The organism is Streptomyces tuirus (genome assembly GCF_014701095.1).
GTDB classification, from domain to species: domain Bacteria; phylum Actinomycetota; class Actinomycetes; order Streptomycetales; family Streptomycetaceae; genus Streptomyces; species Streptomyces tuirus.
Window position 1 is genome coordinate 2,829,145 of record NZ_AP023439.1, and the last position, 26,989, is coordinate 2,856,133.

At 71.4% G+C, this 26,989-nt stretch carries 25 protein-coding genes and 1 other RNA gene; 3 read left to right on the forward strand and 23 right to left on the reverse strand.

The window, feature by feature from the left end:
* Nucleotides 1-249 precede the first annotated feature (249 nt).
* The 7 genes from IGS69_RS13015 to IGS69_RS13045 form a co-directional block, all read right to left on the reverse strand.
* A complete protein-coding gene (locus IGS69_RS13015) occupies nucleotides 250-2,547 on the reverse strand; it encodes a HelD family protein (protein WP_190899365.1) in 2,298 nt (765 codons plus the stop codon).
* A gap of 125 nt (nucleotides 2,548-2,672) precedes the next feature.
* The gene (locus tag IGS69_RS13020) at nucleotides 2,673-3,506 is read right to left on the reverse strand and encodes an anti-sigma factor family protein (RefSeq protein ID WP_269783168.1); all 834 of its coding nucleotides are present in this window, start codon (nucleotides 3,504-3,506) and stop codon (nucleotides 2,673-2,675) included.
* Nucleotides 3,506-4,027 carry a sigma-70 family RNA polymerase sigma factor gene (locus IGS69_RS13025; protein WP_010039908.1) on the reverse strand — a complete coding sequence of 174 codons (522 nt, stop codon included), beginning with the start codon at nucleotides 4,025-4,027 and terminating at the stop codon, nucleotides 3,506-3,508. The genes IGS69_RS13020 and IGS69_RS13025 overlap by 1 nt, the downstream gene beginning before the upstream one ends.
* 352 nt (nucleotides 4,028-4,379) lie before the next feature.
* Nucleotides 4,380-4,973 carry a CGNR zinc finger domain-containing protein gene (locus IGS69_RS13030; protein ID WP_190899367.1) on the reverse strand — a complete coding sequence of 198 codons (594 nt, stop codon included), beginning with the start codon at nucleotides 4,971-4,973 and terminating at the stop codon, nucleotides 4,380-4,382.
* A gap of 447 nt (nucleotides 4,974-5,420) precedes the next feature.
* Entirely contained in the window at nucleotides 5,421-6,572 is a 1,152-nt protein-coding gene (locus IGS69_RS13035; RefSeq protein ID WP_190899369.1) for a uroporphyrinogen-III synthase, read from the reverse strand.
* A 117-nt stretch (nucleotides 6,573-6,689) separates the two neighbouring features.
* The gene (locus IGS69_RS13040) at nucleotides 6,690-8,075 is read right to left on the reverse strand and encodes a nitrate/nitrite transporter (protein WP_190899370.1); all 1,386 of its coding nucleotides are present in this window, start codon (nucleotides 8,073-8,075) and stop codon (nucleotides 6,690-6,692) included.
* 158 nt (nucleotides 8,076-8,233) lie between these two features.
* Complete coding sequence (locus IGS69_RS13045) at nucleotides 8,234-9,232, reverse strand: hypothetical protein (protein ID WP_190899372.1); 999 nt, start codon at nucleotides 9,230-9,232, stop codon at nucleotides 8,234-8,236.
* 201 nt (nucleotides 9,233-9,433) lie between these two features.
* On the opposite strand from IGS69_RS13045, the gene IGS69_RS13050 reads away from it, so the two are divergent.
* A complete protein-coding gene (locus IGS69_RS13050) occupies nucleotides 9,434-9,898 on the forward strand; it encodes a hypothetical protein (protein WP_232543503.1) in 465 nt (154 codons plus the stop codon).
* Here the strand turns inward: IGS69_RS13050 and IGS69_RS13055 are convergent.
* The 10 genes from IGS69_RS13055 to IGS69_RS13100 form a co-directional block, all read right to left on the reverse strand.
* Entirely contained in the window at nucleotides 9,881-10,471 is a 591-nt protein-coding gene (locus IGS69_RS13055; RefSeq protein WP_190899375.1) for a hypothetical protein, read from the reverse strand. The genes IGS69_RS13050 and IGS69_RS13055 overlap by 18 nt on opposite strands.
* A gap of 8 nt (nucleotides 10,472-10,479) precedes the next feature.
* On the reverse strand, nucleotides 10,480-11,871 hold the full coding sequence (locus IGS69_RS13060; RefSeq protein WP_190899377.1) for a putative T7SS-secreted protein: 1,392 nt from the start codon (nucleotides 11,869-11,871) through the stop codon (nucleotides 10,480-10,482).
* Nucleotides 11,868-12,170 carry a hypothetical protein gene (locus IGS69_RS13065; RefSeq protein ID WP_107455267.1) on the reverse strand — a complete coding sequence of 101 codons (303 nt, stop codon included), beginning with the start codon at nucleotides 12,168-12,170 and terminating at the stop codon, nucleotides 11,868-11,870. Before IGS69_RS13065 ends, IGS69_RS13060 begins: the two co-directional genes overlap by 4 nt.
* Entirely contained in the window at nucleotides 12,167-12,796 is a 630-nt protein-coding gene (locus IGS69_RS13070) for a hypothetical protein (protein ID WP_190899379.1), read from the reverse strand. Before IGS69_RS13070 ends, IGS69_RS13065 begins: the two co-directional genes overlap by 4 nt.
* An 85-nt stretch (nucleotides 12,797-12,881) precedes the next feature.
* Entirely contained in the window at nucleotides 12,882-14,093 is a 1,212-nt protein-coding gene (locus IGS69_RS13075; RefSeq protein WP_190899381.1) for an acyltransferase family protein, read from the reverse strand.
* On the reverse strand, nucleotides 14,090-16,282 hold the full coding sequence (locus IGS69_RS13080; RefSeq protein WP_190899383.1) for a bifunctional polysaccharide deacetylase/glycosyltransferase family 2 protein: 2,193 nt from the start codon (nucleotides 16,280-16,282) through the stop codon (nucleotides 14,090-14,092). The genes IGS69_RS13075 and IGS69_RS13080 overlap by 4 nt, the downstream gene beginning before the upstream one ends.
* A gap of 804 nt (nucleotides 16,283-17,086) precedes the next feature.
* The gene (locus tag IGS69_RS13085; RefSeq protein ID WP_232543504.1) at nucleotides 17,087-18,121 is read right to left on the reverse strand and encodes a hypothetical protein; all 1,035 of its coding nucleotides are present in this window, start codon (nucleotides 18,119-18,121) and stop codon (nucleotides 17,087-17,089) included.
* A gap of 160 nt (nucleotides 18,122-18,281) precedes the next feature.
* Nucleotides 18,282-19,247 carry a LysR family transcriptional regulator gene (locus tag IGS69_RS13090; protein WP_190899385.1) on the reverse strand — a complete coding sequence of 322 codons (966 nt, stop codon included), beginning with the start codon at nucleotides 19,245-19,247 and terminating at the stop codon, nucleotides 18,282-18,284.
* Between the two features lie 41 nt (nucleotides 19,248-19,288).
* Complete coding sequence (locus tag IGS69_RS13095) at nucleotides 19,289-20,122, reverse strand: hypothetical protein (protein ID WP_232543505.1); 834 nt, start codon at nucleotides 20,120-20,122, stop codon at nucleotides 19,289-19,291.
* A gap of 12 nt (nucleotides 20,123-20,134) precedes the next feature.
* Nucleotides 20,135-20,380, reverse strand: a complete 246-nt coding sequence (locus IGS69_RS13100) for a hypothetical protein (protein WP_184910536.1) — start codon at nucleotides 20,378-20,380, stop codon at nucleotides 20,135-20,137.
* Nucleotides 20,381-20,566: 186 nt separating this feature from the next.
* Here IGS69_RS13100 and IGS69_RS13105 point away from each other — a divergent pair, with 186 nt between their 5' ends.
* Nucleotides 20,567-21,838, forward strand: a complete 1,272-nt coding sequence (locus tag IGS69_RS13105) for an MFS transporter (RefSeq protein WP_385864297.1) — start codon at nucleotides 20,567-20,569, stop codon at nucleotides 21,836-21,838.
* A gap of 71 nt (nucleotides 21,839-21,909) precedes the next feature.
* On the opposite strand, the gene ssrA is transcribed toward IGS69_RS13105, so the two are convergent.
* The 5 genes from ssrA to ftsE form a co-directional block, all read right to left on the reverse strand.
* Nucleotides 21,910-22,298: a transfer-messenger RNA gene (ssrA, locus tag IGS69_RS13110) on the reverse strand.
* A 98-nt stretch (nucleotides 22,299-22,396) separates the two neighbouring features.
* Nucleotides 22,397-22,879 carry an SsrA-binding protein SmpB gene (gene smpB, locus IGS69_RS13115; RefSeq protein WP_031108351.1) on the reverse strand — a complete coding sequence of 161 codons (483 nt, stop codon included), beginning with the start codon at nucleotides 22,877-22,879 and terminating at the stop codon, nucleotides 22,397-22,399.
* A gap of 45 nt (nucleotides 22,880-22,924) precedes the next feature.
* Nucleotides 22,925-24,094 carry a S41 family peptidase gene (locus IGS69_RS13120; protein ID WP_190899389.1) on the reverse strand — a complete coding sequence of 390 codons (1,170 nt, stop codon included), beginning with the start codon at nucleotides 24,092-24,094 and terminating at the stop codon, nucleotides 22,925-22,927.
* 68 nt (nucleotides 24,095-24,162) lie between these two features.
* Nucleotides 24,163-25,080, reverse strand: coding sequence for a permease-like cell division protein FtsX (gene ftsX / locus IGS69_RS13125; protein WP_190899391.1), 918 nt, complete (start codon nucleotides 25,078-25,080; stop codon nucleotides 24,163-24,165).
* Nucleotides 25,081-25,120: 40 nt separating this feature from the next.
* Entirely contained in the window at nucleotides 25,121-25,810 is a 690-nt protein-coding gene (gene ftsE / locus IGS69_RS13130) for a cell division ATP-binding protein FtsE (protein WP_003990615.1), read from the reverse strand.
* 257 nt (nucleotides 25,811-26,067) lie between these two features.
* On the opposite strand from ftsE, the gene IGS69_RS13135 reads away from it, so the two are divergent.
* Nucleotides 26,068-26,256: a hypothetical protein gene (locus IGS69_RS13135; RefSeq protein ID WP_190899393.1), complete on the forward strand. Its 189-nt coding sequence runs from the start codon at nucleotides 26,068-26,070 to the stop codon at nucleotides 26,254-26,256.
* A gap of 118 nt (nucleotides 26,257-26,374) precedes the next feature.
* Here IGS69_RS13135 and IGS69_RS13140 read toward each other — a convergent pair whose 3' ends face one another.
* Nucleotides 26,375-26,974, reverse strand: coding sequence for a hypothetical protein (locus tag IGS69_RS13140; protein WP_190899395.1), 600 nt, complete (start codon nucleotides 26,972-26,974; stop codon nucleotides 26,375-26,377).
* Nucleotides 26,975-26,989 lie beyond the last annotated feature (15 nt).

The following is a 26,989-nucleotide window of genomic DNA, read 5'->3' on the forward strand; positions in this document are numbered from 1 at the left end:
ACGTTTTGTTCGTGGAATGGGGCGGAATGGGGCAGCAAAAAGAGACCCACGTCACGTGGACGTGGGTCTCTTCTCGAGTAGGTGGCACCGACCCGCCATGCTCGCCTCGCGGCAAGTGGTCGCTCGTAGCGACGAAGGTTGGGCCCGGGGGCTTGGATCGGGCCGGCGCCACGTCCAGGCTAACAAACAGATCCCGTAAGGCCATTCCCGTACCGGTAGTTCATTTCACCGGTAAGTGGGTATCGGGTCTCACTCCCTGAGCAGGTCCGGAACTCCCGCCGCGTCGGGCTCGTCCCGGTCGGCCGAGACGACCGTGAGCTGCTGGGTGGCCCGGGTCAGCGCGACATAGAGGACGCGCAGACCGGCCGGGGACTCGTCGGCGATCTCCGCCGGGGAGACCACGACCGTCGCGTCGTACTCCAGGCCCTTGGCCTCCAGGCTGCCGAGGGCCACGACCCGGTCGCCGAGACCGGTGAGCCAGCGGCGGGCCTCCTCGCGCCGCTGCATGGCGACGACCACGCCGACGGTGCCGTCGACGCGCTCCAGCAGCCGGGCGGCCTCGTCGCGGACGGTGGCGCCCAGCGTGTCCTCGACGACGGTGAAGCGGGGTTCGACGCCGGTGGAGCGGACGGCCTTCGGCGACACGGAACCGGGCATGGCGAGGGCCAGGACCTTCGAGGCCAGTTCGGCGATCTCGGCCGGGTTGCGGTAGTTCACCGTGAGCTCGAAGCGGCGGCGGGGGCGGGTGCCGAGCGCCTCGTCACGGGCCTCGGCGGCCTCGTCCGGGTCTGACCAGGAGGACTGCGCCGGGTCGCCGACGACCGTCCAGGTGGCGTGCCGGCCGCGGCGGCCGACCATGCGCCACTGCATCGGGGTGAGGTCCTGGGCCTCGTCGACGATGACGTGGGCGTACTCGACGCGCTCCTGGGCGAGGCGTTCGGCGCGCTCGCGCTGCGACTCCTCGCGCACCGGCATCAGCTCCTCCAGGCCGGTGAGCTGGTCCAGCGGGTCCAGTTCGCGCTTCCTGCGGGGGCGGGCCGGGGCGCCGAGGATGGCCTGGAGCTCGTCGAGCAGCGCGATGTCGTGCACCGTGCGGCCCTCGCGCCGCAGCGAGCGGGCGACCTTGCGGACCTCGCCGGGGGTGAGGATCCGCCGGGCCCAGCGGCCGAGGCGCCGTTCGTCGGCCATGGCGTCCAGGACGGCCGCCGGGGTCAGCTCCGGCCACCAGGCGTCGAAGAAGGCGATGAAGGCGTCCTCGGAGGTGATGTCCTCGTCGAAGGAGGAGCGCAGCTCGGCCGCGAGTTCGGGGTCGGAGTGCCGGCCGGCCGCGCCGGACCGCTCCCACAGGGCGTCCAGGAGGAGCTTGCGGGCGCGCGGGCGCAGCAGGTTCACGGGGGCGGTACCGCCGAGGGCGGCGCGGCGGATGCCGGCGAGCTCCTCGGCCTCCAGCTCCAGGCGGCGTCCGAAGGCGACCACACGCAGCCGGGCCGGTGAATCGTTCAGCTCCAGGGCGCCGCGCGCGGCCTTGCGCAGCACCTTCAGCATGCGCGAGGAGCCCTTGGCGCGGGCCACGGACGGGGAGTCGTAGAGGGTGGCCTCGGCGCCCTCGACCAGGGAGCCGATGGCGCGGATGGCGACCTGGCCCTCCTCGCCGAGGGAGGGCAGCACGCCCTCGGTGTAGGCGACGAGCAGCGGGGTGGGCGAGACGATCAGGATGCCACCCGCGTAGCGGCGCCGGTCCTGGTAGAGGAGGTAGGCGGCGCGGTGCAGGGCGACGGCGGTCTTGCCGGTGCCCGGCCCGCCCTCGACGTACGTCACGGAGGCGGCGGGGGCGCGGATGACCAGGTCCTGCTCGGCCTGGATGGAGGCGACGATGTCGCGCATGGTGTGGCTGCGGGCCTGGCCGAGCGCGGCCATCAGGGCGCCGTCGCCGATGGCGGGCAGCTCGTCGCCGTCGAGGTACGCCGTGAGCTCGGGGCGCATCAGGTCGTCCTCGACGCCCAGCACCTGGCGGCCCTTGGAGCGGATGACGCGGCGCCGGACGACCCGGCCGGGGTCGACCGGGGTGGAGCGGTAGAAGGGGGCGGCGGCCGGGGCCCGCCAGTCGATGACCAGCGGCGTGTAGTCCTGGTCGAGGACACCGATGCGGCCGATGTGCAGGGTCTCGGCGATGTCGGCGGTGTTGTCGGGGCGTACGGCCCCTTCCGCCGGCTCGACGGCGGTGTACGCCCCGTCGGGGCCCTTCTTGCCGTCCTTGCCGGTCAGCAGGTCGATACGGCCGAAGAGGAAGTCCTCGAACTCGTTGTTGAGCCGGTTGAGGTGGATGCCCGCGCGGAAGACCTGGGCGTCCCGCTCGGCGAGTGCGCCGGGGGTGCCGACCTGGCCGCGCCGGGCCGCGTCGTGCATGAGGAACTCCGCCTCGTGGATCTTCTCCTCGAGGCGCCGGTACACCCGGTCCAGGTGTTCCTGTTCGACGTCGATCTCCCGGTCACGAACCGAGTCGTGCACCGAACCGACCGCGTCTTGTCTGTGAGCCTGAGCGGCCACCGGGCCCCCTTCTGACGTGCTGGGCAGCCGTCAACCGTACGCGAAGGGGACCCCTGGAAGCTACGGGCCGGCGGCAGGCGCGGGAAGGGTTGCCCCAATGGCGCCTGCCGTACGGCCGAACAGTCCTATGCGTCGACCTCGACCAGTCGCTTGCCGTCGAAGGTCACGACCTCGAAGTGGTCGATCTCGTTCGGATCGAAGGCGGCACCGCCCTGGACGTACAGCGGCTGCTTGGCCTTCTCGGTCTTGGCGTCGGGCAGGCCGTAGCCCCACTCCGGGACGGACCAGGAGGACAGGGTCTCGCGCTCGCCGTTCTTGCCGACCGCGACGAGGGCGCACTTGAGCGGGCCCTTGACGTTCTTCAGCTCCAGGACCATGCCCGTGCCCCAGTCCTTCTTCTGGAGGGCGACGGTGGCGGAGACCTTGGTGGTCGGGTCGGTGGCGGTGATCTTGTCGGAGATGCCCTCGAAGGCCGCCTTGGCGGGGCTCGCCGCGAGCGGGCGGTTCTCCGTGCCGCTGCCGCCGTCGCCGCCGCCGTTCGTCGCGACCGCGACGAAGGGGCCGCCGATGATCAGCGCACCGGCCGCGGCCACCATGTAGAAGCTGCGGCGGCGCTTCTGGGCGCGGCGGTCGGCGACCTCGTCGACCAGCTTCTCCACCAGGCGCGGCCTGGGCTTCGCGGACAGCGACTCGCCGATCGCGGGCGTGCTTCCGGAGCCGGGCAGATCGGCGAGGGCGGCGAGCATCGGCTCCATGCCGGCCAGTTCGTCGAGCTGCTGGGCGCACCATTCGCAGGTGGCGAGGTGGGCCTCGAAAGCGGTTGCCTCGGCGTCGTCGAGGATGCCGAGGGCGTAGGCGCCGACGGTCTCGTGCTCATTCGGCACCGGGGACTCCTGCATGGGTCCAGACATACCCATGCCTCCCGTACCGAATCCCTGGTTACCCCCGTAAACACTCATCACGCCGTCACCCCCCGCTCCTCCAGTGCCAGCTTCATCGAACGCAGGGCGTAGAACACCCTGGAGCGGACGGTTCCGCTGGGTATGCCCAGGGTCTCGGCCGCCTCGTTGACGGTACGCCCCTTGAAATACGTCTCGACAAGCACCTCCCGGTGGGCAGGGGTCAGGTCGTCGAGTGCGTCCGAGAGAGTCATCAGCCAGAGCGCCTTGTCGATCTCGTCCTCCGCGGGGATGACCTCCAGCGGCGACGGGTCGACCTCCTGCGGCCGGGCCTGCCGGCTGCGGTGGCCGTCGATGACGATGCGCCGGGCGACCGTCACCAGCCAGGGGCGTACCGATCCGGTCGCTCGATTGAGCTGACCGGCGTTCTTCCAGGCACGGATGAGCGTCTCCTGCACGACGTCCTCGGCGCGCTGCCGGTCTCCGGCGACCAGGCGCAGGACATACGCAAGCAGGGGTCCGGCGTGTTCGCGATAGAGCGCACGCATCAGCTCCTCGTCGGGTTCCGAGGGCTGGGACATGCGATGTCGGGCCCTCGGTGCTCGTTCATTGGCCACGACGGAATCCTTGCGCACGCCCACCTCCGATGTCCGGGGGTTCCCCCAGTCGGTCGCTCCCCATGCCGTACGGATGCGAGCGGTTGGGCGTTCAAAGAGACCCGACAGATTTCTTCGGGATGACGTGACGAGCGGGACATGGAGTTACATTCCCACCCCGCGTTCTTTACATATCCGCCACATCGGCAAGATCGAGCCAGGCCTTCCCTACGGTGGCGTAGGTAAACGACATGTAATCGAAATCACTTCGACTCCACGGTCGCAGAAGTCGCATTTAGGGCAGGGAAATTGAGTGCACGGACCACCCAATTCCGTTTTACGCGCGGGCGAGTGCCGCGCGGCGGCGGTGCCGGGCGACGCGTTCGCGGTTCCCGCAGACCTCACTGGAGCACCAGCGCCTCCTGCGGCCCCGGGACGTGTCGAGATACACGATGGGGCAGTTGTCCCCCTCGCACTGGCGCAGGGCCGCGCGGGCGACGGGGTCGGTCAGCAGGTCAACGGCGTCCCGGGCGACGGCCGCGAGCAGGGCGGCGCAGCCGGGCGGGCCGTCCAACCGCCGCAGCAGCTGGCCGTCTTCGCCGCGGACCGCGCGCGGGGCCGGGGGCGCGGTGCCGGCCAGGTCGTTGACCCGGGCGAGGGCGAGGTCGTACGTCGCGGCTCCCGGTCTCGGCCGGCAGCGCACCAACCGGTCGATCTGGGCGCGCAGTTCACGGAAGGCCAGCAGCCAGCCGGTGTCGGCGTGGGCCAGGGCGGTGTCCGCGGGGACGAGTCCGGAGCCGGTGATCCAGGCGCGCAGCACGTCCAGGGACTCGAGCCGTTCCTCCGGATGCGTGGTGGAGAGCAGGTCCAGGCAGATCCGCCCGGCGTCGAACCGCAGCTCGTAGGGGGCCGTGGCCGTACCCAGTGCCATGTGCCTGTCACCGCCTAGGGGTTCACCCCGTCGCGAGGGCTTCGGTGAGACGCGTCGCGTGGGACACCGACGAGAGGGCCGGTAAGCCGCTCCCTCTTACAGTGCCTGCCCGCCACGACGCCGAAAACCCCTCGCGCACACCTGGCCGCGCCGGAAACCGGCACGGGCCATCTGATCCGGCCATGCGTGGAGCGGGGCGGGGGCCGATGGGGATCCACGCAGGGCGTCCTGCCTGGGCCGGGGGGATCCGAGCGGGCCGTTCCCGCCCGGGTCGGGGCTCGCGGGGGTCGTTCCGCCCGGGCCGGGACTCGCGGTGGTCGTTCCGCCCGGGCCGTGACTAGCGGGGGTCGTTCCGCCCGGGCCGGGGGCCGCGACGTCCGGAAGCTCGCCCGCCGGCCCGCCTCACGGGGCAGAAGACGTCGTAATCCGGCTAACCCCCGGACGGGATCACGCGTCCGCGTACTTCGTCTCCGCGCTCGGGTCCAGGGCCAGGCGGTAGCCGCGTTTGACCACCGTCTGGATCAGCTTCGGCGTGCCGAGGGCCGTACGGAGGCGGGCCATGGCCGTTTCCACCGCGTGTTCGTCCCGGCCGGAGCCGGGCAGCGCGCGCAGGAGGTCCGCGCGGGCGACGACCCAGCCGGGGCGGTGGGACAGGGCGCGCAGCAGGGACATGCCGGCGGGCGGGACCGGTTTGAGGTCGCCGTCGACCAGGACGGCATGGCCCCGGATCTCCACGCGGTGCCCGGCGACGGGGAAGGAGCGCGCCCGCACGGGGAGTTCCTGGCAGAGGAGCTGGACGAGCGGGCCGAGCCGGAAGCGCTCGGGCTGGATCGTGTCGATGCCGCGGGACTGCAGCGGCAGGGCGGTGACCGGGCCCACGCAGGCCGGCAGGACGTCGTGGCTCAGCGCCGCCAGGACCTCGTCGAGCAGTCCGCGCTCCTCCGCCCGGGACAGGAGGGAAGCCGCGGCCGGGGCACTGGTGAAGGTGACCGCGTCCAGCGACCGGGCGACCGTCGCGTCCAGCAGACGGTCGACCGGCGTGATGTCCTCCGGCGGCATCCAGCGGTAGACGGGCACCCCGAGCACCTCGGCCCCGGCCTCCCGCAGCGCCTCCACGAACCCGGGCAGCGGCTCACCGTGCAGCTGGATCGCGATCCGCAGACCGTCGACGCCCTCCTCCAGCAGCCGGTCCAGCACCTCCGCCATGGACTCCGACGACGGCGACCACTCCTCCGTCAGCCCGGCCGCCCGCACCGCGCCCTTGACCTTGGGCCCGCGCGCCATGATCCGTACGCCGCCCAGCCGGGACAGCAGCTCCTCCCCGAGCCCCCAGCCGTCCGCGGCCTCGACCCAGCCCCGGAACCCGATCGCGGTCGTGGCCACGACGATGTCCGGAACCTGCTCGATGATCTCCTTCGTCGCGGCCAGCAGCTCGCTGTCGTCGGCGAGCGGCACGATCCGCAGGGCGGGGGCGTGCAGGACGGCGGCACCGCGTCGCTGCAGCAGCGCCCCGAGCTCATCGGCCCGGCGCGCGGCCGTCACACCCACGGTGAAACCCGCCAGGGGCCCGTGGTCCGGTCGCTGTTCTTCCTCGTACATGGCTCTCGTCCCGCACTCGAGTCGTCGTACTTCGTGGGTACGGCGTACCTACATGCCGATCGAGCCTGTCAACGGCTCGTGACAGGCCCGGATCGGCATCATGTCGCTGGTGTTACGTCACACCTCGGCGTAGCTGAGCTGCGACTTCGCCTCCGAGGTCGCCGTGGTGACGGGCACCCGGGGAGCCGTACGGCGAAGGTATACGGCCCAGGTGACCACGAAGCAGACCACGTAGAAGGCGAGGAAGGCGACGAACGCCCCGGTGCCCGAGCCGTAGGAGAGGAAGGACTGGCGGAAGGCGAGGTTGATGCCGACACCGCCGAGCGCGCCCACCGCGCCGATCAGTCCCATGGAGGCCCCGGACAGCCGCCGCCCGTACGCCGCGGCCTCCTCGCCCCGCAGCCCCTTGGCCAGGGCCTTGTTCTGGAAGATGCCCGGGATCATCTTGAACGTCGAGCCGTTGCCGAGCCCGCTGAGCACGAACAGCACCACGAACGCCCCGGTGAACAGCGACAGCGACTTCTCCATGGAGGCGCCGATCAGGACCGCCGTCGCGAGACCCATGGCGACGTAGTTCCACAGGCTGATCCGCGCGCCGCCGTACCGGTCGGCGAGCCGGCCGCCGAGCGGGCGGATCAGCGAGCCGAGCAGCGGGCCGATGAAGGTGACGTACGCGGCCTCCAGCGGCGTGCGGCCGAACTGGTTCTGCAGGACCTGGCCGAAGGCGAAGCTGTAGCCGATGAAGGAGCCGAAGGTGCCGATGTAGAGGAGGGACATGATCCACGTGTGGGCGTCCCGGGCGGCGTCCTTGGCGGCACCGGTGTCGTTCTTGACGTTCTCCAGGTTGTCCATGAACAGCGCGGCCAGCACGGCGGCCACGACGATCAGCGGGATGTAGACGCCGAGCAGGACGCGCGGCCCGCCGCCGGCGCCGATGATCGCGAGCGCGGCCAGCTGGATCACCGGCACGCCGATGTTGCCGCCGCCCGCGTTCAGCCCGAGGGCCCAGCCCTTCTTCCGCAGGGGGAAGAAGGCATTGATGTTGGTCATGGAGGAGGCGAAGTTGCCGCCGCCGACACCGGCGAGCAGGCCGACCAGCAGGAAGGTGGAGAAGGAGGTGCCCGGCTCCATCACGGTGAACGCGGCGACGGTCGGGATCAGCAGCATGCCGGCCGAGACGATCGTCCAGTTCCGCCCGCCGAAGACGGCGACGGCGAAGGTGTAGGGGACGCGGACGACGGCGCCGACCAGCGTGACCATCGAGGTCAGCATGAACTTGTCGGCGGGGGTCAGCCCGTACTCCGGGCCCATGAACAGCACGAGCACGGACCACAGGGTCCAGATCGAGAAACCGATGTGCTCGGACAGTACGGAGAAGAAGAGGTTCCGCCGGGCGACCTTCTCCCCGGTCTCCTTCCAGAACGTCTCGTTCTCGGGATCCCAGTGCTGGATCCAGCGTCCGCCCTTGCTCGGGGGTACGGGTGCCGTGCCAGGGCCTGTCATGACGCCTCCACTGTGCTCCGGGGCTCGGTCGTACTTCCGGTGACTGGTCCCGAAGGTAGGGAGGGCGCGTTTCCTGCCTGTGGCAGCGGGTGACCGGGAGGGAACTTTGCTCTCACCCCGCGCTCGGACGGGATGAGAGGTTCCGTGAGGCTTCCGCGTCAGTGCTGCGGGGGCTGCCAGTGGGGGTTCTGCTGGGGGTGGGGCTGGTGATACGGCGCCTGGCCGTACGGGCCCGGGGGCTGCGCGCCATAGGGGCCGGGCGCGGGCTGCCCCGGATACGGGGCTTGGGCGGGCTGCCCCGGGTACGGCGCCTGGGCGGGCTGACCCCCGTAGGGAGGCGCGGCAGGCTGACCGGGATACGGCGCCTGCGCGGGCTGACCTGCGTACGGCCCGGGCGCGGGCTGGGCGTACGACCCGGGCGGCTGCTGCCCGTAAGCCGGCTGCTGCCCGTAAGCCGGCTGCTGCCCGTAGGCCGACTGCGGCGTTCCGGTCGCCGGACCCGGCCCGCCCGGCACAGCCCCGCCGTACGGCCCGCCCCCGAACGGATTGCCCTGCCCGGGCGGCTGTGCCCCCGGCGGGAGATACCGCAGCCGCCCGCTCTCGTCCCGCACCGGCGTGAAGCCCGCCGACTGCAGCCGGGCCGCGAACTTGGCGTTGCGCTTGCGCGTCACCACCAGGCCGATGCCGAAGACCGCCATGAGCAGCAGCCACACCACACCGGCGGCGACGAAGTCGTCCGACTGCCCTCCGAACCGGAAGGCGAGGATCACACAGCCGACGCTGACGCCCAGCGCCCCGTACCCCATGCGCTTCTCGGCGTGCTTGCCGGTGAGATCGAAGTTGATGCGAGCCTTGAGCAGTTCGAAGGCGTCGGGCACGAGCGGCGGCAGGGACACGCCGTCGGCCGCGTCGGGGTACCGCGCCCAGTTCTGCCCGGCCCGGGCCCGGGCCTGAGGGCTCGGGTCGGGCAGGATCAGCATGGTGAGCGCGCCGTTGCGGCCGCTGCTCTGGCGGACGTCGGCGTACTCGTAGCCGAACTGCTGGGCGACGAAGGCCAGCCGGGCGAGCTTCTTCACGGACGCCATCGGGCTGGTGAGCTCGACCGTTTCCCCGCTCGCCATCAGCCGCAGCATCTTCTGCATCTGCCGCTTACTCATCCCACAGCTCCCCCGGGTCACTTCGTTCACAAGCGCAACCCGGGCAGTTTTCCACACCGGGGAGGGCGGGTCGAACGGGCCGGATATCCTCTAGCGGACCCGACAAGGGGAAAGGGAGAGTCCATGTCCGCTGAGTCGGGGGCCGGCCGGCCGAAGGCACCGCGTCCGCGGCGTTCCGCCGCCGGAAACGTCGCTTTCGGGGTGGGAGTGCTTCTCGTACTGGCGACGGCGACGCTGGGCGCGTACGCGGTCGTCGCCCTGCTGGGCCAAGCCGTCGACTCGGGCCCCCTGTCGAGTGCCGTGCCCGAGGAGGGGCACAACGCCCTGATCGTGGGAGGCATCGCGATCGGCGGGCTGACCGGGCTGATGCTGCCGCTGATCTTCTTCGGAATGGTGCGCGGGAACGAGCACACCCCCCGTGTGGGCCCTGTCTCCGCTGCCCGCAAGGTGCTGGCGGTGCTGGTCTTCGACGTGGTCCTGACGGTCGTGTCGTTCGTCGTCGCCCAGCTCGGGTGGCTCCTCCCGGCGCAGATCACCACGGTCGTCGCGGTCTTCGTCATCGGGTTCAGCTGGATGCCGTTGGCGATGGTGCCGTGGGAGCGGTTCGGCCTGGGTGAGGGGTTCGGGAAGCTTCGCGGCTCGTCCGCGTCACACCAGGCGCAGTGAGTCCGCCAGTTCGTCGGCGACCTTGACGAGCTCCGCGCCGAGTCCCAGGGACGTCCACAGCAACCGGCACTCCAGTGCCGTGGGGTACCGGCGCGGTAGGACGTAGTGGGCGATGCCCTCCACGACCGTTCCGCTGTCCGCCTCCGGGTCCGTCGGCTCCTGACGGTGCACGCGCAGGGCCGGCCCGAGGGGTAGCTCGACCTCGGTGAGGACCTGACCGTCGCCGAAGTACGGGCCCGGCGCGCACTCCGCCTCCGCCCGGAACGCCGTCACCGTGCGGGATTCCGCCGGGACGGTCAGCTCCCGCACCGTGTAACTCGCCACTACCGGCCCGTCCTGAGGCGCCAGTACCGCCGCACACAGGGCGCCCTGCCGGACGGCCGCGCCCCAGTACCAGAGCAGGTCCGCCGCGAAGGCCTCGTGCCACTGCTGCGGTACGTCACCGCCGAGGTGCTGCCCGGCGAGGGTGTGCGCCCAGGCCTCGGGCTTCTCGCTGCGCAGGTCCAGCACCAGCCAGTTCTGGTGGGCGGGCAGCGCGACTCGGCACTCCCGCCACTCCTCCGGATGCGTCATGCGCGCGTTCACACCCCGGCCAGCGAGGCGTCGGACCCGGTGACGTCGATCTCCGGATCGCCGCCGAACAGCCCGACGAAGCTCTTGGTGTCGGAAGCCGCGCCCGTCCCGGTGCCGCCGAGGCCCACCACGTTGTACGCCATGGCCTGCTTGAACGCGTCGGGCGTGCCGATGACGGCCAGGTCCGCCGGGTCGATGTTCTTGATGCGCGAGAGTTCGTCGACCATGCCCGGTCCCGCGTACATGCTGACCAGGCCGCGCGGACCGGCGGCCGTGTAGGCGTCACGGGCCGCCGAGAGGTTGTCGCCGACCTTGAACAGGTCGCGCCAGTTGCCGCGGATGGTCGCCAGGTCGTCCGCGAAGGAACTCGGCAGACCCCGGAAGGCCGCCCTCAGACCCACGTCGGGCAGCGCGGCCCCGGGGCGTGCTCCGGCCCGTGCCCCGACCATGGATTCGACCAGCGCGCGGCGTGCGGCCGAGTTCATGCCCGGGTTCCAGCCGCGCACGTACTGCGTGGCAGCCGTCCAGACGCGGCTGCGGCCGACAGTGGCGGCGGCCTTGGCGCCCGCCGTGAAGACCCGTCCGATACCGAACGTGGCAAGGCCCAGCACGTCGACCGCCACGTCGCTCCACGAACCGTCGCCGTTGATCGCGAGCAGCACATGGCAGACCAGTGAGATCGCCGTCATCACCAGGGCGATGGTGCCCAGCACGCCCGCCAGGGCCTGTCCGATGACGGGGATCCAGCCGACGAGCAGCGACAGCACCCCGCAGACGGCGGCGATGGCTCCCGTGATCTCGCTGACGATCTTCAGGGTGTCCCGCAGGTCGTCCAGCAGGCCGTCGTTGAGGCCGTCGCCCTCGGTGGTGTCCTGAATGCTCTTGGCCGCCTTGTCGCGGGCGTCCTTGTGACGGGTCTTCAGCTCGGCCAACTGGCCGCGCAACCCGTCCAAGCCCTCCTGCAGGTCGGTGACCGCCTTGTCGAGCTTGTCCTGTCCGGCGTCGTCGGTGCCCTTGGGCGGGTTCTCGGCCTTGCCCCTGGCCGTGGTCAGACTGCTCTGCTTCGTCTCGGCCTGAGTGAGCAGCTTGTCCGCCTCGCCCTGGATCGTCTCCAGGTCGGTTGAGTAGTCCTTGAGGGCGACTCCGGCGTCCGCGTAGCGGTCGTGGGCCTTGCTCACGGTCTTGGCCGTCTCATCGGCCTTCTCGGCGAAGGCGCGGCCTGCCTCGGAGTCCCAGCTCTCCAGGTTGCCGATGCGGCGCAGCGCGTCGGCCGTCTTGGTGATGGTCTCGGCCGTGGCCGTGAACCGGCGGGCGAGGGCCTTCATGTCGTGGACGTCGCCGGGTACGGGATCGCCGCTCTCACCGAGCACCTCCCACCGGTGGTCGGCGGGGCGGGTCACTTCTTCTTCCCCTTGCCCGTGAGCGCGTCGTACAGCGCGGTGTCGAGCTCGGTGTAGGCCTTCCCGGCCTCCTTGGCGAGGGTTCCGAGCCCCTTGATCTCCTCGATCATCTTCTTGCGGTTGTCGTCCCAGCCGTCGGAGAACTCCTGGAGCCGGTCGTGCAGCGTCTGGTGGCCGACGGTCCTGCGGTCGTAGGCGTCCATGAGCTTGTCGAGCCCTTCCAGCTCGGTCGCCACCGTCCGCAGCCCTGTTCCGGCCGTTTCGAGATCTTGCGTCGAGACCCTGAGCTTCTTGCTCACCGGCGTTCCTCCCCCGTCCGCTCCTCGTCGCGCTGCTGCCAGCGCAGGGTCGCGGCCACCGCGCCGAACAGCTCCACCATGGCGTCCGCGATCGGCTCCAGCGGCGTGCTGAACGTCAGCATCAGCACCTCGTCGCGGTCCGGGACCGGCACGAAGTACTCGACGACGGTGTCCTCGAACTCGGAGCCCAGTTTGCGCGACTGCTTGGTCCGCTCCCGCCGCAGCACCCGGGCCACGCGCCCCACGGCGGGCAGCGTCTCCAGGGTGACCTCGCCGGACCCGGCCAGGGCGGCCACGGCGTCGAGGCCGTCGACCCTCTCGTACAGGCGGGAGATCAGCAGGGAGGCCGACAGCGGGATGCCGCCCGCCTCCAGGAACGACAGGTAGAGCACCACGCCACCCTGCTCGACCGCCGCCTCGGCCGTGCCGAGCAACTGTTCCTCGGCCTTCCGGCGCAGCACCGGCTGATCGTCGACGCCCGCGAACTGGCGCTTCACCAGGGCGCTCACGGACGCCTCGCGACGGTCCGCCGGCAGCAGCGGGATACGGAACCAGTCCTCGGGCGTGATCAGCCCGAAGACCGGTGCGCGTACCCCGGTCGGCTGTGATGTCGGAGTCTGTCTCACTGTCGTTCTCTCACCCCCGCGACCCGAATGGACCCCTCGCCGGGGGCCGCTCATCACCGGCCGCCCCCGTCGATGCCGGCTCAGCTTAGCTGGCGGGAACCGACCGCCTCCGCCCCCCGCGAACCCTCGCCCGGGGCTCCTTCGTCGGCCACAACCGCGGTCTCTGCTTCGCTGCCAGGTCCTCCGCCCAGCCGAAGGTCAGGACGCAGCAGCCGATGAGGAGCCAGACCAGGATCAGTACCGGCCAGACGCTCTCCAGCAGGCCGGGGACGTGCTGCTCCAGCAGCGGGAAGCCCCACAGCTGGTCCCAGAGGGTGGCGGCGATGAGGATGCAGGTGTTGTGCCACAGGTAGATGGTCACGGCACGGGAGTTGAGGAGGGTGATCGTGCCCGCGAAGGGGCGCAGCCGGCGCGGCCACTGCGTCCAGGACGGGCTGAGGTGCAGCAGCAGGAGCACCGTGCCGAAGGACCACAGGGCCTGGGCGAGCGGCATGCTGTCGAGGTCGTTGCCGGTGCCGAAGTCGTGGTGCAGGGCGTACCAGAGGCCGGCCAGGGCGATGACGGGGGCGACGGACGGCACGATGTAGCGCGGCAGCCGCCGCAGGATGCCCTCCTGGTGGGCCATGCCGAGGATCCAGCAGGCGCCGAAGGTGGAGAAGTCCGTGAGCGCCGAGGGGATCCGATCGCCGGGCAGCGTGATCCAGACCTCCTCGAAGGCGACGGCCAGGGCGATCGGGGAGAGGATCGTCAGGGCAGGCAGGGCGCGCAGCGCCTTCAGCAGCACCGGGGAGAGCAGGACGTACCAGAGGTAGGCGCGGATGTACCAGAGCGGGCCCGCGAGGTCGGCGGCCCAGTTCTCGCCGATGAAGCCGTGGACGCCGGGCAGCCCCTCCGCGTAGGGCGGGTCGCTGAGCGGGACGATCCAGAAGGTGAGGTGGAGCAGCCACCAGCCGGGGTGCCCGTCCTCGTCCGGGCCCCAGCCCTGGAGGACCATGGCGGTGACGCCGACGACGCCGAGCAGCCACAGCGGGGGCAGCAGGCGGCGCATCCGGCCGCGGATCACCTGTACGGCCGGGCGCTTCAGCGAACGGGCCATGAGGTTCCCGGCGAGCGCGAACATCACGCCCATGGACGGGAACACCAGCGGCAGCCAGGCCCAGCCCGTCAGGTGGTACAGCACGACACGGAACAGGGCGAGGGCGCGCAGCAGGTCGAAGTACCGGTCGCGGCCGGGCTTCTTGGCGGCGGCCGGCTCGCGCGGGGCGGCCTCGGTGGCGGGGGTCGTGTGGGTGGTCATCCGACCGGCCTCCCGTCCATCTGCGGCTGCGGCGCGGAGGAACCGGCCCCGGGCAGGCCCACCGCGCCGGTGCGCCGCAGCTTCTGCCAGCGCAGCCGGCCGCCGGTGAGGGCGGTGATCCAGGACTGGAGCAGCACGACGTACATCAGCTGGCGGTAGAGGATCTGCTGGAGCGGGAGGGAGATCAGGTGGGTCATGCGTTCCTTGTCCAGGTGGAACGCGTAGGCGGCGCACACCCCTTGTACCGCGAGGACGCCCAGCCAGGCGCCGATGGTCTTCTCCGTGGGGCCGAACACCAGCCCGTACAGCAGGAACACGTCGATCAGCGGGGCCAGCAGCGGCGCCACGACCATGAACATCGACACCAGCGGCATGCCCACCCGGCCGAAGCGGCCCGAGGGGCCCCGCTCGACGAGGGACCGGCGGTGCTTCCAGATGGCCTGCATGGTGCCGTACGACCAGCGGTAGCGCTGGGACCACAGCTGCTGGACGGACTCCGGGGCCTCGGTCCAGGCGACGGCCTTCTCGGCGTACACCACGTGCCAGCCGTCCCGGTGCATGGCCATGGTGATGTCGGTGTCTTCGGCGAGCGTGTCGTCGCTCATGCCGCCGACGCGTTCCAGTGCGCTGCGCCGGAACGCCCCGACCGCGCCGGGGATGGTGGGCATGCAGCGCAGCACGTCGTACATGCGGCGGTCGAGGTTGAAGCCCATCACGTACTCGATGTGCTGCCACGCGCCGATGAGCGAGTCGCGGTTGCCGACCTTGGCGTTGCCCGCGACGGCGCCGACGCGCGGGTCGCCGAAGGGCTGCACGAGTTCACGGACGGTGGTCGGTTCGAAGACGGTGTCGCCGTCCATCATCACGATCAGGTCGTACTTGGCGTTGGCGATGCCCCGGTTGAGGGCGGCGGGCTTGCCCGCGTTGAGCTGGCGGACGACGCGTACGCCGGGCAGGCCGAGGTTCTCGACGATGCGGGCGGTGCCGTCGCTGGAGCCGTCGTCGATGACCAGCACCTCGATGGGGTGGTCGCTGGCGACGAGGGAGCGGACCGTCTGCTCGATGCACTTGGCCTCGTTGTAGGCGGGCACGAGGACCGACACCGGTTCCGTGATGGGGGCGCCCCAGCTGAAGCCGCGCCGCCGCACCCGGCGGGCGTGTGCCACGGAGAGGATCAGCATCAGCCCGAGCCGCCCGAAGACCAGCACGCCGACGACGGCGAGGCCGGCGACGAGCACCCCGGTCACGTTCTCCGAGGCCTGCACCAGAAACACCCACGCCTCGCCCTTCAGCGACTCAAGACCGGCGACCCGGGTGTGCGCGCTGGGCGCGTCGAGTGCGCCGGTGAGGGTGTGGAAACGGTAACCCTTGGCCTGCAGCCCGGAGACGTACCGGTCGAGGGCGGCCACGGTCTGGGAGCGGTCACCACCGGAGTCGTGCATCAGCACGATGGCGCCGTCGCCGTCCTTCGGCGTGGCGTTGCGGATGATCTGCTCGGCGCCGGGCCTGCGCCAGTCCTCGCTGTCGGTGTCGTTGACGACGGTGATGTAGCCCTTGCTGCCGATGTACTCGGTGACCGGCCAGGTGTTGTTGTCCATGTTCTGGGCGAACGACGAGTAGGGCGGGCGGAACAGCGAGGTGCGGATGCCTGCGGCGCCGGCGAGGGCGAGCTGGTTCTGCGACAGCTCCCAGTCGACCCGGCTCTTGCTCTGCAGGGACAGGTCGGGGTGGTTGAAGGTGTGCAGCCCGATCTCGTGGCCCTCGTCGACCATGCGCTGGACGAGGTCCGGGTAGCGGGAGGCCATGGTGCCGGTGATGAAGAAGACGGCGTGGGCGTCGTGCTTCTTCAGCACGTCGAGGACCTTCGGCGTCCAGAGCGGGTCAGGACCGTCGTCGAAGGTCAGCACCAGTTCGTGGTCCGGGAGGTCCAGGCTGGTCGCCTTCCCGCCGCGGGTGTCGATGACCGGGCCGCCCTTGAGGATGTCCTTCGGGACGCGGTCGTTCGCGGCGGGCGGTCCGACGCGGTGGTCGGCGAGGACCTCGCTGTGCACGTATCCGCGCAGCATGAGCATCGCGCCCAGCGCGACGAGCACGAGCAGCGGCAGCAACAGACGCATGGGCAGGCGCCGGCGCCTGGAGCCCCCAGGGGCTCGGGACGCGCGCCCGGAACGACGAGTACGGGATGCCATGGGTGGTGGTACTCCGGGTGGTGCGGATGGGGTCTGGAGACGGAGCGGGCGGACGGAGTGTGGAGACGGGCCCGGCCTGCGGGGACGTCGCGGTTGCGTGTCCGCTGCGCCGGCGGGCGGGTCGGTCGGAGCGGCCGGTCTCGATCGAGAGGCGGCCCCGCCGCCCCGAAGAGCCCGACCTCCTCGGCCGGCCGGGGCCGGTGGGAAGTACTCGGCCCGATGGGCGGTGCTGCTGATGCCCGGCCGGACGGGCGGCGGTGCGCTGCCCAGTCGGAAAGGCGGCGGTGCGCTGCCCGGTCGGAAAGGCGGTGGTGCAGTGCCGGATGGGCGGGTGGTGCGCTGCCCGGTCGAACAGGCGGTGGTGCAGTGCCGGATGGGCGGGTGGTGCGCTGCCCGGTCGAACAGGCGGTGGTGCAGTGCCGGATGGGCGGTGGTGCGCTGCCCAGTCGGAAAGGCGGTGGTGCAGTGCCGGATGGGCGGTGGTGCGGTACCTGCGTGGACGGGCAGTGATCCCTGCGCCCGACCGAACAGGCGGTGATGCGATGCCCGACCGGACGGGCTGTTGCCGTACCCGGCCGGATGGACTGGTGCGATGCCCGACCGGACGGGCTGGTGCCGTACCCGATCGCACGGGCTGGTGCGATGCCCGAACGGATGGGCTGGGGCCCCGCGCCCACCCGACTGGCTGGTGCCGGCCCGCCGGAGGGACGTGGTGCGGCGCCCGGAGCGGCGGGCGCCGCTTCGCGGCGCGGTCCGGGCGGCGTCGCGGTTCAGGCGGCGACGCGGTCCGGACGGCGACGCGGTCTAGGCCGCGGCGGGCGGCTCGGCGACGGGCTGCGGCTCGGCCGGCCCCTCCGCGACGGGCTGCGGCTCGGCGGGGCCCTCCGCGACCGTGCCGCCGTCGCCGTCCCCGCCGCCCGTCGTCTCCGTGGGCGCGGCCGTGGGCTCGCCCGTCGGTGTCTGGCCGGTGGCCGGCGTGCTCGGCGGGTCCGCCGGCTTGGTCGGGGCCGGGGCGGTGGCTTTGCCGCCCGGCGCCGGGGTGGTCCGGGTCGCGGTCGGCGAGGGCTTGGCGGACGTGCCGGGACGGTCGGGGCCGGCGGTGGCACCGGGTGCGGCGGCACTGGGGCCGGGCGTGGGTGCCATGGCCCCGCCGGTCGCCGGTGCGCTGCCCGGCGCGGTGACGCCGGTGTCCCCGCCCTCTCCGGTCGGTGCCGACTCCGCGGTCAGCGGCGGGCTGTCGACCTGCCCGGCCGGCGGGTTGTCGTCCTTGGCCGGCACGGGCAGCCAGGGGGCATTGGAGTTGCCCGACAGCAGCGTGGCGACGATGACGACGGCGTAGACCCCGCAGGCCAGGGCGACGGCCATGCCGATGCGGCGGTAGCGGCGGCTGCGGCGGCCGGACTCGTCGACGAAGACGGGCCGGTCGGCGGCGGCCTCGGCGCCCGGGCCCTCCTTCGCCTTCCGCAGCAAGCCTTCCCCGAGCTGCACGGCGTCGAGCTGGACGGTGACCTCGTGCGGATCGTGGGTCTGCCCGTCCGCGTCGGGGGCGGGCCCGGAGGGGCCGGCCTCCTCCGGCTCCTGCCAGGGGTCGCGGACCGCGGTCCGGCTCCCCGGTTCCGGGGCGCGCGAGTCGGCCTCGCCGTCGCTCTGCCGGGGAATGCCGCGCAGGATCTCCGTCCCGGCGGGCAGCCCGTGGCCGCTCGCCCGGACATCACGGCCGGGGAAGACCTGCGTCGCTCTTCTGTCCCGGGCTCTGCCGTCCGACGGGAGCTCTCCGGTAGCCGTAGCGGCCTCGGGCCACTCGGGTTGGGCGTCTTCTCGCCACTCTTTCACGCGCACGCACTTCCCCCCATGGGACGGATCAGGTGCGCTTGACGACCTGAGCACCCGCCGTCGGACCGGGCCCCCACCCGTCCGAACGCCCCCTCGTACCACACCGTGCTCAGGCGTCGAATGTAGCGCACGCGCAGGTTCTGTGTGGGCGCCGTGTCGAATCGTGTCAGCCGTGAGACGCCATCAGGACATCGTCTGCGGCCGGTATCCAGGTGCCCGCGGGCCTGCGCAGCCACCCCATCTCCGCAGCCAGGACGGCCGCGGCCCGGCGCAGCGCGTCGAACGCCGGGTGGGTCAGGCCCCTGCGCCACACCAGCGAGACGGGGGACAGGGGAACGGGGTCGATCAGGGGCCGCACGACCGTCGACGCGAGGGCCGGGAAGCCTACGACGGCCAGGATCGGGTTGCGTGTCCTGGCCATGATCCGCTGGAACTCCTCCTCTCCCACGGCCAGCGGGGCGGGTGGCGCGATGTCGATGCCGCGTCCCTCGAAGAGCAGCCGCGCGAGGCCGGTCCACTCCGGTGTGCGCGGGTTGCCGGCACCCGCGTAGACGCTCTCGCCGGCCAGCTCGGCGAGCGGCACGGACTCCCACGCGGCCAGCGGGTGGTCCTCGGGCAGGACGACCGCCATCGGCTCCAGCCGCACGGGCTGGTGGTCGAGCCCGGCCCGCAACGCCGGGTCCAGCCCGCCGAACCGTCCGAACGACGCGTCCAGCCGGCCGGCCAGCAGTTCACCGGCAGCTCCGGTCAGGCCGCTCTCGAAGCGGGCCATCAGCTCATGGCGAGGGGCGAGTTCCCGTGCCTCGTGCAGCACCCGGCGGGGTGTGGCCAGGCCCGGGGAGTTGAGGTCGACCAGCAGCGGCCGGACCTGGTGGAAGGCGGCGAGCAGCTCGTCCTGGGCGTGCAGCACCCGGCGGGCGTGCGGCAGCAGGCGTTCCCCGTCGGGGGTGAGCGTCACCTGCCGGGTCGTCCGCACGAACAGCTCGGTGCCCAGCTCCCGCTCCAGCCGCCGCACATCCCGGCTGAGCGCCTGCTGAGCCACGTGCAACCGCACCGCGGCCCGCGTGAAGTGCAGCTCCTCCGCCACGGTGACGAAGCCACGCAGCAGACGGGGGTCGAGGTGGGCGGCCATGCCGTGAACCTACAGCGGCCGGAGCCGCCGAGGATCTGAGATCAAGAGCCGGTCTTTTTCCCGGGCGTCTCTCCCTCGGCCGTCCGGGCCTCCGTGGCGTTCACGCCCTCCGCCCTCTGCCGGCCCTCCGCGGCGGGAGCCTGCCCCACCCGGTGCCGAGGTGCCGACCGCATCGGCGGCCTGGTCAGCGTGATCTGCCGGACGACCTGCTGGAAGCACGCCAGGGCGGCGAGGCCGGGCAGGGCGGCGGCCGCGGTGCCGAGGACGGTCCGGGGTGCCTGGACGACGCAGAGCAGTACGGCGATGAAGGAGAAGACCAGGACCACGCACCAGGAGTGCACGGCACGGCGCTGGTGCAGCGCGGCCCGCAGGACCGACAGGGAGCCGACCAGCCAGGGCCCGTACACCAGCAGGGGCCACCAGTGGCGCAGGCCCCTCGCCGCGGGGGACACGGCGACCAGGCGGAGGGGGTCGTAGGCGACCATGCCGCTCAGGAGGCTCACTGCCAGGCCGATGACGGCCGCGAGGGCGGCGACGAGGAAGCTGGTGGCGCGCAGCACGCCCGGGGCCTTGCGGGTCCGGACCTTGCGGTGCCGCCGGGGGACGTCCCGCACGGGCGGCAGTTCCTCGGTGATGTCCTGGAGCCGCCTCAAGTGGCCGTCCGGGGCCGGACCCGGGCCCGGTACCGGGGCCGGGTCCGGGGCCCGGTCCTCGTCACGGGGGGCGGGGATCCTCGCCTGCTCCCCGAGGGCCTCCTCGAGGATGAACGCCAGTTCCTCGGCGGGGTCCCAGGTCGGGTCCGGCGGGGTCAGTGGGGTGATGAAATCCCGGGCCGGAGCCCGATGCCGGCCGGTGCCCTCTACTTTGTCGTACACGGCGCGCCCCGACTATTCCGCGAGCGCGAAAGCGGGCCAATCCGTCGCACTGATCCACCGTCGTGCGAGATCCTTTTCCAGGGCGCTCATGGCGTCGATGAAATCCCGCAGAACCGGCTCCGTCACCTGCAGTGCGACCGGGCAACCCCCTCTGGTGAGCGTCCCGTTGACGGTCGCCGACGAGTGCGCTGGAGCGGGAATGTAGGTGTACGGGCCGAGCGTTACCGCCCAGCCGTCTTTCCTGGTCGCCTCGGTCATGTACCTCCTAACCGCCGCCCCACTTCGGCGGATGCGCGGCAAACGAGTGAAGGATTTTCCCGAATGAGCATCTTTTCCATGCGCCATGAGGAGCATTAGGAAACTCCATATCCCTGTATGAAGAACAGGGAGCGAATCTTTTTCGCCATTGCATTTTCGGCCGCACCCACGTGATTCACAACCCAGGTGCGTGACTGCGTACGGAACAGGTGTTGGACCGCTGGATCGCCCCCGGGTGACGGTGGGCGCATGCCGCGACTCTCCCCCTACCGCCGCCTGTTCCGCCTCCCGGGCGCCCGCGCGTTCACCGCCGGGAACCTGCTCGCACGCCTGCCGATGGGCATGTTCAGCGTCAGCGCGGTGATGATGATCGCCGGGGCCCGGGGCTCGTACGCCCTCGCCGGTGCGGTCACGGCGACGGGACTGGCGGCGACCGCCCTGGTCGCACCGTGGACCGCCCGGCTCGTCGACCGGCACGGCCAGGCGCGAGTGGCCCTGCCCGCCACGGTGATCGCCGTCCTGGGCTCCCTCTCCCTGCTGCTGTGCGTACGCCTCGGCGCCCCCGACTGGACCCTGTTCGCCTCCTACGCGGCCACCGCCACGACCCCCAACACCGGCGGCATGTCCCGGGCACGCTGGGCACATCTGCTGGCCGGCGACGCGAAGGCACTGCACACCGCCAACTCCTTCGAGCAGGCGGCGGACGAACTGTGCTTCATGCTGGGCCCGGTGCTCGCGGCCTTCCTGTGCGCGACGCTCTTCCCCGAGGCGGGCACCCTGGTGGGCGCGGTGCTGCTGCTGACCGGCATGGTCCTGTTCACGAGCCGGCGCGCGACGGAGCCCCCGGTCCGCGCGCACCTACCCGGAAGGGCGCCCCTGCGCGCCCCCGGTATCCCCCCGCTGCTCGCGGTCTGCCTGGCGATGGGCGGCGTCTTCGGCGCGACGGAGGTCGTCACGCTGGCCTTCGCCGACGCAGAGGGGCAGCAGTCGGCGGCCGGAGTCGTGCTCGCGCTCCAGGCGGCGGGCTCCTGCGTGGCGGGCCTGCTGTACGGCGCCGCGAAGCCCGCCGGTCCGGCCGCGGCCCGGCTGCCCCGGTGCGTGGCGGCGATGGCCGCGCTGCTGACCCTGCCGCTGCTGGCCGCGTCCCTCACCGGTTCGCTCCTGCTGCTGGCGGCCGCGCTGCTGGTCGCCGGGATGGCGACGGCCCCGACGATGGTGACCACCATGACGCTGGTCCAGGAGCGCACCCCCGAGGGCCGGCTGAACGAGGGCATGACCCTCGCGGTGACCGGCCTGCTCGGCGGCATCGCCTGCGGCAGCGCGATCGGCGGCTGGACGGTCGAGCACCTGACGCCGACGGCGGGCTATGTGGTCCCGGTCACGGCGGCGGCCGTGGCCCTCGCGCTGTCCCTGCGCAGCCCTTCCAATCGCTTCACCGAGTGCCTCGCACCCCATTGACGCCCTCACGCCGAAGGGCATGACAAAGGCCCCGCCGCTCGAAAGCGACGGGGCCTTTGCCCACATGGGATGAGTGGAGATGGCGGGAATCGAACCCGCGTCCAACGGTGCAGAAACAGGGCTTCTCCGTGTGCAGTTCGCTGCGATTTTCTCGGCCCCGGCGATCACGCGAACAAGTCGCCGACGGGCCCAGTCACTGTTTGATTTCCCATCGAGCCCCGTGACCGGGCTCGATGGTTTAGTTCCCTAGCTTATGCCAGGATCCGGGTCGGGAACACTCCCGGGCTGACACCCATTAAGGGTCCTTCACTCACTGCTTATCAGGCAGCGAGGGCGAAGGACTGGGAATCGCGCTTGGTATTGGCGATTATTTTTTGCGACATATGGTTTACGAGATCATTGCCGCTTCCTCGACACGCTTCCCCTGCTTCGACAGCCGTTGTCGAAACCGATCATCCCCATGTTGTGTTGACAATCCCTCCGGAGAGGGGCGCGCACCCGCTGTGGGGTGCAGTCACCATCGTACGTGACCAACGCAGGTCGATGCCAGCGTATTCCCTAGGCCCCGCGCTGCTTGCGCCGTACCGCCGCGATCGCGCGGTCGGTCTCCCGGCGGTCCTGCTTCTCACGCAGCGTCTGGCGCTTGTCGTACTCCTTCTTGCCCTTCGCCAGCGCGATCTCGACCTTGGCCCGGCCGTCCTTGAAGTACAGCGCGAGGGGCACGATGGTGTGGCCCGTCTCGCCCGACTTCGACTCCAGCTTGTCGATCTCGGCGCGGTGCAGCAGCAGCTTCCGCTTGCGCCGGGCGCTGTGGTTGGTCCACGTGCCCTGGCTGTACTCGGGCACGTGCACGTTGTGCAGCCACGCCTCGTTCCCGTCCAGCTGCACGAAGCCGTCGACCAGCGACGCCCGTCCCTGGCGCAGGGACTTCACCTCGGTCCCGGTGAGGACCAGGCCGGCCTCGTAGGTGTCGATGATGAGGTAGTCGTGCCGCGCCTTCTTGTTCTGCGCGATCAGCTTGCGCCCTTTTTCCTTAGCCATAGTGCCGCCATTTTCGCACTACGGAGGGCTCCTGCGGAAAGTCGATTACGAGGGACTCGCGAGGCCGCGCAGGACGGTCCCGGCCCGCTGGAGGGCGTCCTCGCCGGTCTCCAGGTCGGGCGTGATGCCCCGGCCGTCGACCCCGCGGCCGGAGGGGGTGCGGTAGTGCCCGACGGTCAGCTCCGCCACGGAGCCGTCGGGCAGCCGGCTCGGCATCTGCACCGAGCCCTTGCCGAAGGTGCGGGAGCCCACGACGAGCGCCCGTCCACGGTCCTGCACGGCGCCGGTGAGGAGCTCGGCCGCGCTCATCGTCCCGCCGTCGACGAGCGCGACCAGGGGTCTCGTGGTGTCCCCGCCGGACTCGGCGTGCAGGACGCGCTGCTCTCCCTCGACGTCGTAGGTGGCGACCAGGCCGCCGTCGAGGAAGGCGGAGGCGGCGGTCACGGCCTCGGTGACCAGGCCACCGGGGTTGCCGCGCAGATCGAGGACGATCCCGGCGCCGGGCGGGGACTGCCGGACGGCTTCGCGGACCTGGTGGCCGGAGCCCTTGGTGAAGGTGGCGACCTTGATGACGGTGACCCGGCCGGCGAGCTCCCGCACGGTGACGGAGTCCGTGGTGAGCTGGGCCCGGCGCAGGGTCTCGGTCCACGTGCGCGTGCCGCGCTCCAGGCCGAGGCGGACGGCGGTGCCCGCGGGGGCGTCGGTGGCGTCCCCGCGCAGTAAGGAGACGACCTCCGTGACGGGACGGCCGTCGGTCTTCTCGCCGTCGACGCTGCGCAGCAGGTCCCCGGGGCGGATCCCGGCGGTGGCGGCCGGGGAGCCGGCGCGCACCTTCGTCACCTCGATACGGCCGTCCCGCTCGCTGCGGGCCCACAGGCCGACGCCGGTGTACTCGCCGTCGAGGGACTCCTCGAACTCCTCGTACTCGCCCCGGGAGTAGACGGCGCCCCAGCGGTCACCGCTGCGGCTGACGGCGCGCTTGGCGGCCTGGATCGGGGACTTGCCGTCGGCCATGGCCTCCTCGGCGGCCCGGGCGACGTCCGCGTGGCGCCCGGCCTGTCCGGCCGAACGGGCCTCGTCCCGGGCGGACTTCCCCTCGCCCTGCGGCAACGCCCCCGTGGCCGCACCGGCGACGAGCACGCTCGTGAACACCAAGGTCAGGGCGGCCCCGCGGCGGATGCGGCGGGGCTGACAGAACGGGTCACGACCTGACATGCCGGTGAGTCTAGGACAAGGGGAAGGGCCGTACGGCTGGTTGACCGCACGGCCCCTCTTGGTATGCGTCACACCTTCAAGTACTTGCGCAGCGCGAAGAACGCGGCCAACGCGGGCATCAGAAGGCTCGTCGCGAGGATGAGCGGCAGCTTCGTGATGACGGCGTCCCAGCCGATGAAGTTGATCAGTGTCAGCTGGTCGGCCAGGGCCAGTCCGTGGTCGATGAGGAAGTACCGGGCGATCAGCAGGAATCCGCACGCGAGGGTGCCGCCGATGAGTCCGGCGACCGCGGCCTCCATGATGAACGGCGCCTGGATGTAGAAGCCGGAGGCGCCGACCAGCCGCATGATGCCGGTCTCACGCCGGCGGCTGAACGCCGAGACGCGCACGGTGTTGACGATCAGCATCAGCGCGACGACCAGCATCAGCGCCATCACCGCGCGGGCGGCCCAGTTCATGCCGTTCAGCAGCTTGAAGAGGTTGTCCAGGATGCCCTTCTGGTCCTGCACGGACTGCACGCCGTCCCGGCCGTTGAAGGCGGTCGCGATGACCTGGTACTTCTCCGGGTCCTTCAGCTTGATGCGGTACGACTCCTGCATCTGGTCCGGCGTGAGGGAGCTGGCGAGCGGGGAGTCGCCGAACTGCTCCTTGTAGTGCTTGTACGCCTGGTCCTGCGACTCGTACGTGACCGCCTGGACGACGTCCATCTTGTCGAGGTCGGCCTTGATCTGCGACTTCTGGTCGTCGGTCACCGCGCCCTTGGCGCAGTTGGGGTCGGACTCGGCGTCGCTCTTGTTGCAGAGGAAGACCGAGACGTTGACCTTGTCGTACCAGTAGCCCTTCATGGTGTTGACCTGGTCGCTCATCAGGAGCGACCCGCCGAACAGGGCGAGCGACAAGGCGACGGAGACGACGACGGCGAAGGTCATCGTCAGGTTGCGGCGGAGACCGACACCGATCTCCGACAGGACGAACTGGGCGCGCATGGCGACTGGTTATGCCTTTCCGTGGATCTCGGGTGCGGTATCAGTGCTGGTAGCCGTAGACACCGCGGGCCTGGTCGCGGACGAGGCGGCCCTTCTCCAGTTCGATGACGCGCTTGCGCATCTGGTCCACGATGTTCTGGTCGTGCGTGGCCATCACCACGGTCGTGCCCGTCCGGTTGATGCGGTCGAGCAGCTTCATGATGCCGACGGAGGTCTGCGGGTCGAGGTTGCCGGTGGGCTCGTCGGCGATGAGCAGCTTGGGCCGGTTGACGAAGGCCCGCGCGATGGCGACGCGCTGCTGCTCACCACCGGACAGCTCACCGGGCATCCGGTCCTCCTTGCCGCCGAGCCCGACGAGGTCGAGCACCTGCGGCACGGACTTGCGGATCTCGCCGCGGGACTTGCCGATGACCTCCTGCGCGAAGGCGACGTTCTCGCCGACCGTCTTGTTCGGCAGCAGGCGGAAGTCCTGGAAGACCGTCCCCAGCTGGCGCCGCATCTGCGGGACCTTCCAGTTGGAGAGGCGGGCGAGGTCCTTGCCGAGGACGTGCACCTGACCGTGGCTGCACCGCTCCTCGCGGAGGATCAGCCGCAGGAAGGTGGACTTTCCGGAGCCGGAGGACCCCACGAGGAAGACGAACTCGCCCTTCTCGACCTCCAGGGAGACATCCCTGAGGGCGGGGCGGGTCTGCTTGGGGTAGACCTTGGAGACATTGTCGAATCGGATCACGGATGCACCACGGGTCGCCGGGGGTAGATGAGCGTGACCATACGCGACCCGGGTGGGGCATCGCAGTCACCGACTGTGGTTGCGCCATGGATGTGCCGTTTTATACCGAGCCCCGAGGGGCGCGGGGGAGGTGTGCGTACAACCACAGAAAATGCGCAGCCGGGCGACGGACGCCGGAACCTGGCAAAGTGGAGGGGGGAACATTCCCACCCCCACGGACGTTGGACTCGTGGAACCGGCGCAAGGAGGGCAAGCGCATGACGTACGACCGGCTGGTGTGCGCGAACTGCGCGTCCCCCGTGAACGAGGGCCGCTGCCCCGTGTGCCGCGCGAACCGCGAGCGGCTTCAGGAGAACTTCCTCGCGGGCCTGAACCCGATGACCCTGATCGCGCTGCTGACGGTGCTGATCGCGGCGGTGGCCCTGCTGGCGCACCAGACCGCGTAGCGGCGCGGGCAGCCGCCCCCAGGCATGGCCGAGGGCCCGGAGCGATTCGCTCCGGGCCCTCGGTGTTGCGCTGTGCGCACGGGCCGTGTGGCCACGGTCCGTGCGGACGCGGCTACCGTCAGGCGGCAGCCCCGCCGCGGCCGCCCACGAGGCGCGGCAGCAGACGGAAGCCGACACCGCCGGCGATCATCGTGGCGGCGCCGATCACCAGGAAGGTGGTCTGCGCGGCACCCGTCTCGGCGAGCTCCTCGCCGTTGCCCTGGGCCTGCGGGGCCGGGGTGGAGTCCGAGCCGATCTCGGTGAGGGCGGAGGAGCCCTCCTCCTGCGGCGAGGTGCCGCCGTCGGGGTCGGCGTTGTTGCCGCCGCCGTTGTTGCCACCGTTGCCGTTGCCGCCGCCGGTGCCGTTCCCGTTGCCCGGGTTCGTCGGGGCGTCGGTCGGGGCGTCGGTCGGCTCGGTGGGCTCGCCCGTGGGCTCGGTCGGCTCGGTGGGCGCCCCGGTCGAGGGCGGCGGGGTGGTCGGCTCGCCCGTCGGGATGACGGTCGGCTCACCGGTCGGCGGCAGGGTCGGAGTGGGCGACTCGTTGGCGCACAGGATGCCGAGCAGGCAGTCCTCGGTCTCCGCGGCGGATGCGGCACCTGCGGCGGTCAGCGAGGCACCGGCGGCGATCACGGCACCGGCCGCTATCCGCGCGACACGGATCCGTGTCTTCTTCGTCATGTGGTTGCTACCCCC

Bases quoted from the DNA above. Each gene is read 5' to 3' on its own strand.
- ftsX (WP_190899391.1), bottom strand. From the start codon at position 25,080: ATGCGCGCCCAGTTCGTCCTGTCGGAGATCGGTGTCGGTCTCCGCCGC.
- IGS69_RS13025 (WP_010039908.1), bottom strand. From the start codon at position 4,027: ATGTCCCAGCCCTCGGAACCCGACGAGGAGCTGATGCGTGCGCTCTAT.
- IGS69_RS13080 (WP_190899383.1), bottom strand. From the start codon at position 16,282: ATGGCATCCCGTACTCGTCGTTCCGGGCGCGCGTCCCGAGCCCCTGGG.
- IGS69_RS13030 (WP_190899367.1), bottom strand. From the start codon at position 4,973: ATGGCACTGGGTACGGCCACGGCCCCCTACGAGCTGCGGTTCGACGCC.
- IGS69_RS13055 (WP_190899375.1), bottom strand. From the start codon at position 10,471: ATGACGCATCCGGAGGAGTGGCGGGAGTGCCGAGTCGCGCTGCCCGCC.
- IGS69_RS13020 (WP_269783168.1), bottom strand. From the start codon at position 3,506: ATGAGTGTTTACGGGGGTAACCAGGGATTCGGTACGGGAGGCATGGGT.
- IGS69_RS13045 (WP_190899372.1), bottom strand. From the start codon at position 9,232: ATGAGTAAGCGGCAGATGCAGAAGATGCTGCGGCTGATGGCGAGCGGG.
- IGS69_RS13120 (WP_190899389.1), bottom strand. From the start codon at position 24,094: ATGTCAGGTCGTGACCCGTTCTGTCAGCCCCGCCGCATCCGCCGCGGG.
- IGS69_RS13135 (WP_190899393.1), top strand. From the start codon at position 26,068: ATGACGTACGACCGGCTGGTGTGCGCGAACTGCGCGTCCCCCGTGAAC.
- IGS69_RS13035 (WP_190899369.1), bottom strand. From the start codon at position 6,572: ATGTACGAGGAAGAACAGCGACCGGACCACGGGCCCCTGGCGGGTTTC.
- IGS69_RS13140 (WP_190899395.1), bottom strand. From the start codon at position 26,974: ATGACGAAGAAGACACGGATCCGTGTCGCGCGGATAGCGGCCGGTGCC.
- smpB (WP_031108351.1), bottom strand. From the start codon at position 22,879: ATGGCTAAGGAAAAAGGGCGCAAGCTGATCGCGCAGAACAAGAAGGCG.
- IGS69_RS13090 (WP_190899385.1), bottom strand. From the start codon at position 19,247: ATGGCCGCCCACCTCGACCCCCGTCTGCTGCGTGGCTTCGTCACCGTG.
- IGS69_RS13100 (WP_184910536.1), bottom strand. From the start codon at position 20,380: ATGACCGAGGCGACCAGGAAAGACGGCTGGGCGGTAACGCTCGGCCCG.
- IGS69_RS13075 (WP_190899381.1), bottom strand. From the start codon at position 14,093: ATGACCACCCACACGACCCCCGCCACCGAGGCCGCCCCGCGCGAGCCG.
- IGS69_RS13040 (WP_190899370.1), bottom strand. From the start codon at position 8,075: ATGACAGGCCCTGGCACGGCACCCGTACCCCCGAGCAAGGGCGGACGC.